Source organism: Nitrospirillum viridazoti CBAmc (assembly GCF_000730165.1).
GTDB lineage: Bacteria > Pseudomonadota > Alphaproteobacteria > Azospirillales > Azospirillaceae > Nitrospirillum > Nitrospirillum viridazoti.
In genome coordinates this window covers 518,874-530,000 of the sequence record NZ_CP022112.1, presented here as the reverse complement: position 1 = coordinate 530,000, position 11,127 = coordinate 518,874, and the positions used below count along the sequence as shown (strand labels likewise).

The following is an 11,127-nucleotide window of genomic DNA, read 5'->3' as shown; positions in this document are numbered from 1 at the left end:
CGCTACCGCTTCCAGCCCCAGCATCACCCCAGGAACCCTGGGATGCCCACATGGACGCCTTTTATCGCGACAAGCCCGACCTTGCCGCCGGGACCATGGCCAGCCATCAGCAGGCGTTCCGCGAGTTCGGTGAGCTGTTCCCGGGCAAGGCGCTGGGCGACGTCACCAAGGGCGATGTCAAAGCGTTCTGCGACCACCTGCGCGACCGCCCGATAAACCGGGCGGGTCGGAACGCCATGTCCCGCGACACCATCGTGAAGCTGGTGGGCCACCTCAGGGGATATTTTGCTTGGACGGTCTCCGCCGGATACCTGACGGCCAATCCGGCGGAGGGCGTCCAGCCCCGCGCCGAAACCAGGGATGAACGCATGAGCCGCGACAAGCGGCGGGCATTCTCACTGGACGAGTTGGCCAAGCTGTTCGATAGCCCGCTGTTCACGGGCTACTACCATCTGAAGAAGCGCTCCCAGCCCGGCCGCCTGCAGCACCGGGATGAGCCCTTCTGGTTCTTCGCCATCGCGCTGCTCACCGGCGCTCGAACCGAGGAAATCGCCGACCTGCCGGCGGAGTTCGTCGATGTCGGCGGCATCCAATGCTTCGACTTCCGGCACGCCAGCAAGACAGCGGCCGGGCCGCGCCTGGTACCCGTTCTGCCCGATCTGTGGCGAATGGGCTTGCGCCAGTGGGCGGAAAGCCAACAGCGCCGAGGTCTGGACATGGTCAAGGGACCGGAAGGCTCCGACGACTGGAGCAAGTGGTCCAACCGCTACTTGGCCAACGTGGGGCTCAAGGCCCCTGGGCTGGTGACATACTCGCTGAGGCACACCTTCCGGCAGGCGCTTCGCGGGGCCGATCTGCACGAGGAAATCATCAACAAGGTATTCGGCCACGAAGGCAAGAGCATCGGCGCGGGCTACGGCCGGGACCTGGCCCCATCTGAGGCCAAGCTGGTGATTGAGCGGGTCAAGGCGCCGGTGGCGCTGGACCACTTGTTCATCCATGGGGGCAATTGATCTGGCTGGGATGCGGCCGGGACTGCGCGGTGGAGCAATCCGGTGCTTAGGCGCCGATCAGGGTGGCAACCATTTGTCTTTGTAGAAATCAACGCGACCAGCCGGGTCGCGCTGATCTGCAGTCCGGTTAGTCCGTAAGACCTTGAGCCCCGTGTATCGCTTGCAGTGCTTTTTCAAGGCGACCGATTGCGTCAACGATAACCTTTGCCTCGGCTTTCAAAGCATCTTCAAGCAAGCCGCCTCCCTCAATTTTCTTCAAAAAATCAGATACTTGTATCGCGACAGGCAGGGTTTCCTCCGCCAATAGGGCTAGCTCCACCAGACGTCGAATAGCTTCCGCCCGGGCTGGAATATCGCGCTGGTGGCGGCGCCAATCATCAATTGTCGCCGTGAATTCCGGCGACACCCTCATGTTGAAATTTTCAGTCTTCTTCATGGGTCCCCCCACTCGCAGGCCAGCCCCACGAGACATGTGACGCATGTGCGCACATTTTGCTTGACGGCGCAAACATCAGAACGCATATAATGTACGCACATAATATGCAGTCAATCATGTGCGCACTTGATCCAATTAAAAACCCACGCTTCAGCGGCGTAGCCAGGGATCCAGGCGCATCAGACCATCACCCCAATCGACGGCGCGAAACCATTCCGCCGCAAGGAGAAGCCATGTCTTTGGAAAAGCTGAATGAACTACGTGATGAGTATGCGGCCCCGATGCAGAGTCCCCCTAAGCTGCCGATGTTGGAGAAGGCCGCCGCAAAGCTCCTTCTGGAGGCTGCGTTCGTGGGTACTGAAGGCCTGGCACCCGCCGCTCGCCGTGGCGGCGTGGCCATCACCATCGTGGCGCCCGATGCCAGTTGGGTGGCCCCCATGGAAAGCGTGGTCGAGGACGCGCTGAACGGCTTCGCCTGGCGTGAGGTCTCAACCGTTGGCGCCCTGCCCTGCGCCCTGACATACCCAGACGTGACCGAACTGGATGGCGAGGACGACTTTCCCGCCGGCAGCACCGTCGACGTGGTCGAAGACCCTCGTTTTCCCGATCTCGACGCGCCCGACCATCAAATCACCAGCATCTGGAGCGTCGCCACGCGCGACGGAACCCCGCGCAGCCCAACCATCGATCATCTGGAAACAATGGCCGCCAACCAACTCATGCGGGGGACTGGCGTCATCATCCTCGCGGCCAGCGAAGCGGATTTGCCGCCACGTCTCACGGCAGCGGCAGACTTCCGCTTGGTTGTTCCAGCGCTGACGGGCGCCATTCTGACCGAGGCGATGGCACAGCTTGCACGGCGGCCTGCGCGCACCCTATCGGATGCATTATGCGCGTTGCTGAGCGCCGCGGACCTGAAGCTGGCGGCGCGACCCGCAACATCTCCCGACGATTGGGTCAACCGGCTGGAACGGATGGCCAAAGCGCGCGTTCGCTTGCCGGCAAGCCCCCGTTTAGAGGATTTGCACGGCATGGATGAAGCGAAGGAATGGGGCGAAGCCCTACGTCGCGACGTTGCCGCTTATCGCGCCGGTACGCTTTCCTGGCATGAGATGGATAAGGGCCTTTTGTTAGCCGGCCCGCCAGGCGTAGGGAAGACCCAATTCGCAAGCGCCCTCGCCGCCAGCTGTGGCCTGCCGTTGATCACCGCGTCGTATGGCGAGTGGCAGGCCGCGGGTCATCAGGGCGACATGTTGCGGGCCATGGCCTCGACCTTCGCGGAAGCCAAGCGCGCCGCACCATGCCTGTTCTTTATCGATGAGCTGGATAGCTTCACCGCCCGACACTCGGAAAGACCCGGCCAAAATCAGAGTTATAATCGCCAGATCACGAATGCGATGCTGGAGCACGTAGGCGGGTTGCACGGGCGGCAGGGGGTCATCATGCTTGGCGCCTGCAATTACCCCGCCTTACTGGATCCCGCCCTCATTCGAGCTGGTCGGTTTGATCGGCTGGTACACATCCCACTTCCCGATCGAGCAGCTCTGGCAGGCATCCTCCGTTACCATCTGGGGCCCGACCACCTGCCGGGTTTGGATCTGACCCGTTTCGCGGCGCGAATGGAAGGTGCCAGCGGCGCGGACTGCGAACTCCTGGCACGTACCGCCAAGCGCCGAGCCCGGCTTGCGGGCAGGCCTATGGTCGCGGCGGACCTGGAAGCGGAACTTCACCCTGCGGATCGCAGAACGCCGGCACTCCGCCAGCTTTGTGCAGTCCACGAGGCGGGGCACGCCGTCGCCGCGGCGGTCCTTCGCCCGAGCATGCTGATCTCGGCGTCAATCCGCATCTCGGCCGGCGGGCTGGGCGGCGTGAACTACCGGATGGATGGCGAGGTTTTAAGGCGGAACGACCTGCTGGACCTCATCCAGGTTCATCTGGCCGGCCGGGCGGCCGAAGAACTCCTGCTCGGCGCCCCCAGCACCGGCGCGGGGGGCAACGGGGACAGCGACTTGGCCCTCGCGACCGTACTGGCGACCCAGATGCTAACCTCCCACGGCCTGGGTGATCATCTGACCTGGTTGGGGCCAGTGACGACCGACACCGTACCACGCCTCCTGAGCTCCAATCCGCAGATCGCGGCGCAAGTGGCGACCATCCTGGACACCCAGTACGCCAAGGTGCGGGTCCTGCTCTACGCGTGGTACGGCGCGGTCCAGAACGTGGCTGGCCTTCTTCTGGCCCGGGAGACGGCTTCAGCCGCCGAGATCATCGCTATCACCAACGCCACCCTCCACGAAGCCCGGACACAGACACTGCAGTGAACGGAACGACGCTCAGGCGGAACCTGCCTTCCCAGCAGGTTCCGCCGGACGCGGCGGAAGGATGACCATGAAGCCCTACAGTCATGCCCGATGGCACCTCTACCGGGAGGAAGTCATCAAATTAGATGGCGCCTGCTGTGTCCGATGCCGTCGCGGCCGGGCCGATGGCGCCGTGCTGCAGGTCCATCACAAGGCCTACGTCTCAGGTCGACTGCCCTGGGAATACCCGTATGGTGACTGTGAAACCCTCTGCAAAGGCTGCCATGCGGCGGAGCACGGCATCGCAATGCCCAAGACGGGTTGGTCGCTTTTCGGGGTGGATGATCTCGGCAGCCTCTGCGGCAGCTGTGAACTCTGTGGCACCGAAATTCGATACATCTACGCCGTCGGTCACCCCTCCTGGGGCGCCATGGGGGTCGGAACGGACTGCTGCGACGCGCTCACCGCCACCACCGACGCCGGGGAGCACCACGCCAACCTTATCAAGGAGCGTGAAAAGAAAAGGCGCTTCGTTGACTCGCCCAAGTGGAAAGTCACAGTGGCAGGCGACATGGCAATGATCCGCGACCGGATCCTGGTCCAAATATCACCTTACGAAGGCCATTACCGGCTTAAAATCGGTAATGTTCAGGGGGTAATGAAATACCCTACCGTCCTCGACGCGAAGATAAGGGCCTTCGAATTCATCGAATCTGGAGATGCGGCTAAATTTATAGCTGAAAGGCGAAGTCTAATTAGGATTGTGCAATAGTTCCGCCAATTCGTCACCGTAGATTTACGGGAGATCGACGATCATGGGTAAACTGGCATTCAGGTCATCCAACCTGCGCGTCGCAGTCAGCGGATGAAGCTTACATTCAGCCCGTGACGGTACACAAAGTCCGACCGAGCAGAATGGCCTCGTAGCCAAGAATGTGCTCAGAAATGCCCGACCCCGGCCAGCAGTTCGCCTGGATCGAGCCCAATCGCCCTGCAATAGCGGACATATTCCACGACGTTCAACCTCACCTCGCCTAGCTCGTACTTGGATACGACATTCTGCCGGATCCCGAGTTGGCGGGCGACCTCCTCCTGCGTCACGCCGGCCGCCTTGCGCCGAGCCACCAGCGTCTGCAGCAGCTTTCGATAATCGTCTCTGAACTGTTCGCGTGCCACCCCGACCTCCAACGTCACCAAGGGAGGGCTAGGTGAGTGAACCAAAAACTCCAACTGCGAGTACCCAACTGTTGGGTTATGATGTATTCTGAACGGACAGCCACCCACCGTCGGGCGCCGGTGGGTGGGCGTACACACTGTCGATCAAAAATGGGGAAGCCGAGATGGCGCGGTTCACTGTCGAGGAAAACGGAGCCGGAAAGTTGTTCAAGGTGGAGCCGGAAGGGACACGGTCTGTAAGCGTGGAGATCAGACCCAAGAGCAGCGACAAGCGGACGATGCTCATCGGCGGCCTCACCGCAGAAGTCGCGCACGATTTGCTGAATGCCGTGGTAGCGGCGATGCGTGGGTGACCGCGCTGGCAGCAAATATCCCATCGCATGTGCAAGCGGCGCGGCACTGCGGACCACAAACAGCGCCCTTTTTCGCCCCCAACCACCGCAGCGTCGACGCAACTGGGAACCATCACCGGTTTTCGAACACGGCGCTCGCTGAACAAAACATTTTGGAAGGAAGCTAAATGCACAAGCATTTCCCAGCCATCCTGGGCACCGCGGTATTGCTCGGATTGTCCGCCTGCGGCCCCAAAGGCGATTTTGAGAAGGCTATCAACGCCGGGATCGGGGCGCCCATGTGCCTGGCGTTCGCCAACATGGACACCATCCATTTCCCAATCCGCGTCGAAAAGTCCTCGGACGACCTGGTGGTCTACGAGGCCCTTCAAAAGGACGGGGATATCACCGTCGCGGAAAGCTTCGGCCAGAGCTTCATGCCCCGGCTTGAGATCAACCTGACCGAAAAAGGCAAGGCCGCCGGCATCTGGGGAAAGGGCGGGTTCTGTTACGGGCGCAGGCAGGTCGCGGAGATCATCCACTATCAGGAGAAAGACGGGACCGCCGATGTCGAATACCGCTACCGGATCGTCGACGCGCCAGCGTGGGCCAAGACGGGCCTGAACATCAAGGGCATGACCGAGCCGGCTGACGCCAGCGCCGTCCTCACCAAGTACGACGACGGCTGGAAGTTCGTGACCGGAACCTGACCGGCCATGGGCCGAGGCTTATGATCGGGATTAACCCTGGCCCTGGTACCCATCACCATCAAGCGATGATTGCAGGGTAGCCTCTGGGACCAGCGTAGTTTGGCCGCCAAACAATCCAAACAGCCAGGACCTCCCCTGCGGGCTGATCGCCACAAGCCGAAATCATCTTTACCACCCCTCCCTATTAACAAAAGCGTTAATAAGGAGGGGTGGTAAAGACGAATCACACACGCACAGTCAACGTATTGATTACAAATGGTAAATTTGGATATGCTACAGTATTTGACATGTCGTATCCCCAAGTCAAATTGACCAGGGCTGACCCCCAAAATGCGACAGGATTTCTCCCCTCAGCGACCGATCACCAGGCCGCTAAGGTCGCGACCCAGAAAAATCCGAACACCGTCAAAAATCACGTCCCACGAACGGAATCGTCGTCGCATTTAATTTTTTTTCATGTCGCACTTACCAGGGGAGGAGGCAAAATTTCGAATTACAAAACCAAATATGACCATTGTCGCATTGAAGTAGGCATGCAACACCCCACGTCATTCAGCATACCGATCGCAATTTATCGTCGTGGAATATCCGTGGCATCCGCTCCATGGCGAGCGCCTGCGCGTCTACGGACGGTGCGGCAAGCGGAGTCGACAGATCCTGTATATCGAGGTTGAACCGGGCCTTTCGCGCGAGTTGCCCGCCTGGATGGCCGATGCCGCTGCTTGTGCGGCTATGTCGCCTGGCTCGCCGGAAGTCGGCCTTGTTCACCTGAACGAATTGCGAGCTGTGCTCGACAGTCATTCGGCCAAGCAGGTGGCAGGCGGATCATCGATTCCCTCGACGAACATGGAGGGGTCAGATGAGACGCCAAGCCAGCAATCAACTCGTCCTCGATCTCGGTCACGGAGGAAGAACGCCTCTGGCGCCGACCCCGCCGGAGGGGCTTCTTCAGGCGTTGGCCGATCTCCTTCTCGAAGCACTCAGCAAGCAAAACAAGGCCCTACAGGTCGATCGGGAGAATGATGATGCAGCCGAAGATCACGCCTGATCACCTCAGCCGCGGTGCCGTTGTCTACGTCCGGCAATCCACATTGGTCCAGGTCATGGAGAATACAGAGAGCCGAAGGCGGCAATATGCGCTCGCCGAATCGGCGCGGTCGCTCGGCTTCACCACGGTCGCGCTGATCGATGACGACCTGGGCCGTTCCGGCTCGGGGCTAGTCGAGCGGCCAGGCTTCCAGAAACTGGTCGCACAGGTGTGCGCCGGTTCGGTCGGCGCCGTCTTCTGCATTGAGGCGTCACGCCTCGCCCGGAACGGACGTGACTGGCACCATCTAATCGATCTTTGCGCGCTCGCCGGAACACTGGTGATCGATCCCGACGGGACGTACGATCCTCGCCTGGTCAATGACCGCCTGCTGCTGGGTCTGAAGGGAACCATGTCGGAATACGAGCTGAGCCTTCTGCGTCAGCGCGGGATTGCGGCGCGCGACGCCAAGGCATTGCGAGGCGAACTGCAGTGTAGCTTGCCGCCGGGCTATTGTTGGAACGAGATCGGCCAGATCGAGATGGATCCCGATGAGCGGGTCAGGGGCGTCATCGAGCTGCTGTTCGCCAAGTTCCAGGAACTTGGCAGCGCGCGGCAGGTGCTGCTATGGGCGCAGGATCAGGCGCTGCAACTTCCGGTTACCAGGCGCAACAATCGCAGCGCTTGCAAGCTCGACTGGCGGCCCGCCGCATACCATACGGTGCGGCAGGTCCTGACGCATCCGGCCTATGCTGGAGCCTACGTGTTCGGTCGCACGACCCAGCGCACTCGCGTCGTCGATGGTCGTGCTCGCAAGACCACCGGCCATTCTAAGCCGATGGCAAGCTGGAACGTCCTGCTCCGGGACCATCATCCCGGATACATCAATTGGGAGCAGTATGAGGCGAACCAGAAGTTGATCCACGAGAACGCCCACATGCAGCGCCGGACCGATCGCAAATCGGCCCGTGGTGGCCGGGCGCTGCTCACCGGCCTGGTGCGCTGCGGGCGATGCGGCCGCACGATGCGCGTGTTCTATGGCTCGCAATCCGGCCATGCCCATCGCTATCACTGCCGGGGTGACGACAGTCACGTCGGCGGCTGGCTGTGCATCGGCATCGGCGGCGTCCGCGTCGATCGTGCCGTTGCCGCGGAGATCGTCGCGGCGGTCTCCGTGCATGCGGTCGAGGCGGCCATCCAGGCTGCCGATCAATCCGAGAAGGCGGATGCGGAGATCCGGCAGGCCCTCTGCCGGGAACTCGAAGAAGCGCGCTACGAGGCCACCATGGCCGCCCGACGGTATGAGCTGGTCGATCCCGCCAAGCGATTGGTCGCACGTGAACTCGAGACGCGCTGGAATACGGCGCTTGAGCGTGTCGACCATCTCGAAGAGCGCCTTGCCAAGCACGACGTCGCCTCGGCGCTTCGTCCAAAGGTCGATCGTGCGGCGCTCATGTCTTTGGCTCGTGACTTGCCCGCCACCTGGAACGCTTCAGGTACGGACATGCGGACCAAGCAGCGGATCACGCACATCCTCATCCGCGAGGTCATCCTCGACCTCGACGAGACGACCAACGAGGCCTTGGTCACCATTCATTGGCAAGGCGGCCGTCACACCGAACTGCGCGTGTCGCGCGTTAAAACCGGACGCCATACCGCCGACCGCCAGCCCAATGCCTTGGAGGCCATGCGAAGGCTAGGCGGGCAATGGCCGGATCGGGAAGTTGCGGTGACGATGAACCGGATGCACTGCAAGCCGCCCGATGGAAAAGCATGGACAGCCGTGCGGGTCCGGGAGATGCGCGAACGGCTTGGGATCGCACCATTCGATCCGAAGTCACGAGGCGAAGAGACGATCAGCGCCGAACAGGCCGCAGCCCGCCTCGGAATCTGCGTCGGTTCGGTCCATAAGCTAATCCGAGAGGGTATCCTGCCCGCAACACAGCTCATGTTCTCGGCGCCGTGGCAGATCCCGACAGCCGCGCTTGAAACCGACGTCGTCAAGACAGGCGCACGGGAAATCGCAGCCCGAAGGCCAAAGTTCTATAAGCGATTCCAGGAGGATAAGTCGGTCAAGCTACCGGGCTTCTAAGCAGAGGGATGCACTATGTCACGTGACCGGGCACCTGGTGAAGGTGCTGTACTGGGATGGCCAGGGTTATTGCCTGTTCGCCAAGCGCCTGGAGAAAGGCCGCTTCGTGTGGCCGATCAGCCGCGAGGGAGTGGCGGCTCTCACCCCGGCCCAGCTCGGGATGCTTCTTGAAGGCATGGACTGGCGTGCTCCGCAGCGACCCTGGCGTCCGGAGACGGCGGGGTGAGTCCGGGCTGCCACGCTCGCCGGTGATCGGCGCGATGACGTGATCGGTCCTCCTCGGGGTGGCGCCCTTCCGGTAGAATCGGCCCATGTCGTCCATCGCCGATCCGCTGCCCGCTCCATTGCCCAATGAGGTCGAGGCGCTGCGCGCGATCATTGCCGCGCAGGCTGCGGAGTTGGAGGCTGAGCGCCGGCGCCGTGAGGCCAGCGAGACCGAACTGGCCGCCGCCAAGGCGGGCCTGGTGGCCAAGGCGCTGGAGATGGAGAAGCTCAAGATCCAACTGGCCCGTCTGCGGCGGATGCAGTTCGGTTCGTCTTCCGAGAAGATCGCCCGCGAGATCGAGCAGCTTGAGCTGTCGCTGGAGGACCTGGAAGCCACAACCGCCGCTGAAGCGACGATGGCCGGCGCCGAGCTGTTGCCGACGGCACTGCCGGAGGCGCCCGAGGCCCGCGCCAGGGCTGGCCGGCGCAAGCTGCCGGAACACTTGCCGCGTACCGAGATCGTGCATGCGCCGCACGACACCTGTCCCTCGTGCGGCAGCACCTTGCGCAAGGTGGGCGAGGACGTCACCGAGGTGCTCGACTACATCCCGGCGCGCTTCACCGTGATCCGCCACGTCCGCCCGGCGCTGTCGTGCCGGTGCTGCGAGGGTATGGTGCAGGCGCCGATGCCGTCGCTGCCCATCGAGCGCGGCCTGCCGTCCGCCGGGCTGCTGGCGCATGTGCTGATCGCCAAATACTGCGATCACCTGCCGCTGTACCGGCAGTCCGCCATCTACGCCCGCGAGGGGGTGGAACTGGAACGCTCGCTGCTGGCCGACTGGGTGGGCAAGGCGGCAGCCCTGATGGCCCCCTTGGCCAATGCGATTGCCCAGCACGTGCTGGCCGGATCGGTGCTGCACGCCGACGACACGCCGGGGCACCTGCATGCCGATGGCTATGGCGGGTTCGATGCCCTGTACGACGGCGGCCGGATCGCCGAAGTGGCCTGCATGGCGCATGTGCGCCGCAAGTTCTTCGACGAACACGTCGAAACCGGCTCTCCCTTGGCCGCGGAGATGCTCAAGCGCATCGGGGTGCTGTTCGACATCGAACGTTCCCTGGTCGGCCTGTCGGCCGAGGAACGCAGCCTGCTTCGCCAAGCCAAGGCTCGGCCAGCCCTGGACGAACTGGCCGCCTTCCTCGATGCCACGCTGCTGCGCATCCCCGGCAAAGGCGACCTGGCCAAGGCCATCCGCTACGCCCGCTCGCGGTGGACGGCGCTGACGCGCTATGTGGACGACGGCCGGCTGGAGCTCTCCAACAACGCCGCCGAACGGGCGATCAGGCCCCTGGCCATCGGAAGACGCAACTGGATGTTCGCCGGTTCCGACGCCGGTGGGGAACGGGCCGCCGCGATCTACACCATCACCCAGACCGTCAAGCTCAACGGCCTCGATCCCCAGGCCTACCTGCGCGACGTGCTCGACCGTATCGCCGACCACCCCATCAACCGCATCACCGACCTGCTGCCCTGGAACATCGTCCAAATGCCCTGAGCCGCGCGCGGATCAACTGGAACCGGCCGCAGCCGTCAGACGACGCTTACCCGCGCCTGTTGTATGGACCGGGAGCAGGGGCGCCTCAGGTGGTGGAGTGTGCCCCTTGGGGTGGACACCGCGGGTGGCAAAAGATTGACGGTGATGTCAGGCCTCGCAGGAGTAGGGTCATAGCCGAACACCGAGCTTACAGCATCGGCTCAAACGCCAAGGTGATTGCCGAATATGCCGGCGGCGAATCCCTTCATACCTGAGAGGCAAGTGGACGGCTGGCTTCTGCC

General features: G+C 62.6%; 11 protein-coding genes (1 of these 11 cut by a window edge). 9 read left to right on the top strand and 2 right to left on the bottom strand.

Annotated features, from left to right (window positions below):
- Window positions 1-1,013 carry the 3' portion of a site-specific integrase gene (locus Y958_RS24205; protein WP_088874494.1) on the top strand. It extends 430 nt beyond the left edge of the window, so only the last 1,013 of its 1,443 coding nucleotides appear in the window; its start codon lies beyond the left edge, outside the window; it ends in the stop codon at window positions 1,011-1,013.
- Between the two features lie 127 nt (window positions 1,014-1,140).
- Here Y958_RS24205 and Y958_RS24200 read toward each other — a convergent pair whose 3' ends face one another.
- Window positions 1,141-1,449 (bottom strand): hypothetical protein, encoded by a 309-nt coding sequence (locus Y958_RS24200; RefSeq protein WP_145728014.1) that lies wholly within the window; start codon window positions 1,447-1,449, stop codon window positions 1,141-1,143.
- A 233-nt stretch (window positions 1,450-1,682) separates the two neighbouring features.
- Between Y958_RS24200 and Y958_RS24195 the strand changes: the two genes are divergently transcribed.
- Window positions 1,683-3,770, top strand: coding sequence for an AAA family ATPase (locus tag Y958_RS24195; protein WP_145728013.1), 2,088 nt, complete (start codon window positions 1,683-1,685; stop codon window positions 3,768-3,770).
- Window positions 3,771-3,837: 67 nt separating this feature from the next.
- A complete protein-coding gene (locus tag Y958_RS24190) occupies window positions 3,838-4,521 on the top strand; it encodes an HNH endonuclease (RefSeq protein WP_145728012.1) in 684 nt (227 codons plus the stop codon).
- Window positions 4,522-4,688: 167 nt separating this feature from the next.
- Here the strand turns inward: Y958_RS24190 and Y958_RS24185 are convergent, their stop codons facing one another.
- Window positions 4,689-4,925 carry a helix-turn-helix domain-containing protein gene (locus Y958_RS24185; protein ID WP_088875212.1) on the bottom strand — a complete coding sequence of 79 codons (237 nt, stop codon included), beginning with the start codon at window positions 4,923-4,925 and terminating at the stop codon, window positions 4,689-4,691.
- A gap of 164 nt (window positions 4,926-5,089) precedes the next feature.
- On the opposite strand from Y958_RS24185, the gene Y958_RS24180 reads away from it, so the two are divergent.
- From Y958_RS24180 to tnpC, 6 genes are all read left to right on the top strand, one after another.
- A complete protein-coding gene (locus Y958_RS24180; protein WP_088874490.1) occupies window positions 5,090-5,278 on the top strand; it encodes a hypothetical protein in 189 nt (62 codons plus the stop codon).
- A 167-nt stretch (window positions 5,279-5,445) separates the two neighbouring features.
- Window positions 5,446-5,967, top strand: a complete 522-nt coding sequence (locus Y958_RS24175) for a hypothetical protein (protein ID WP_088874489.1) — start codon at window positions 5,446-5,448, stop codon at window positions 5,965-5,967.
- Between the two features lie 859 nt (window positions 5,968-6,826).
- Entirely contained in the window at window positions 6,827-7,015 is a 189-nt protein-coding gene (locus tag Y958_RS31575) for a hypothetical protein (protein ID WP_145728011.1), read from the top strand.
- A complete protein-coding gene (locus Y958_RS24170; RefSeq protein ID WP_244909680.1) occupies window positions 6,987-9,086 on the top strand; it encodes a recombinase family protein in 2,100 nt (699 codons plus the stop codon). Before Y958_RS31575 ends, Y958_RS24170 begins: the two co-directional genes overlap by 29 nt.
- Window positions 9,087-9,108: 22 nt before the next feature.
- A complete protein-coding gene (gene tnpB / locus Y958_RS32570) occupies window positions 9,109-9,312 on the top strand; it encodes an IS66 family insertion sequence element accessory protein TnpB (RefSeq protein ID WP_244909679.1) in 204 nt (67 codons plus the stop codon).
- A gap of 85 nt (window positions 9,313-9,397) precedes the next feature.
- Window positions 9,398-10,846, top strand: coding sequence for an IS66 family transposase (gene tnpC, locus Y958_RS24160; protein WP_425600693.1), 1,449 nt, complete (start codon window positions 9,398-9,400; stop codon window positions 10,844-10,846).
- Window positions 10,847-11,127 lie beyond the last annotated feature (281 nt).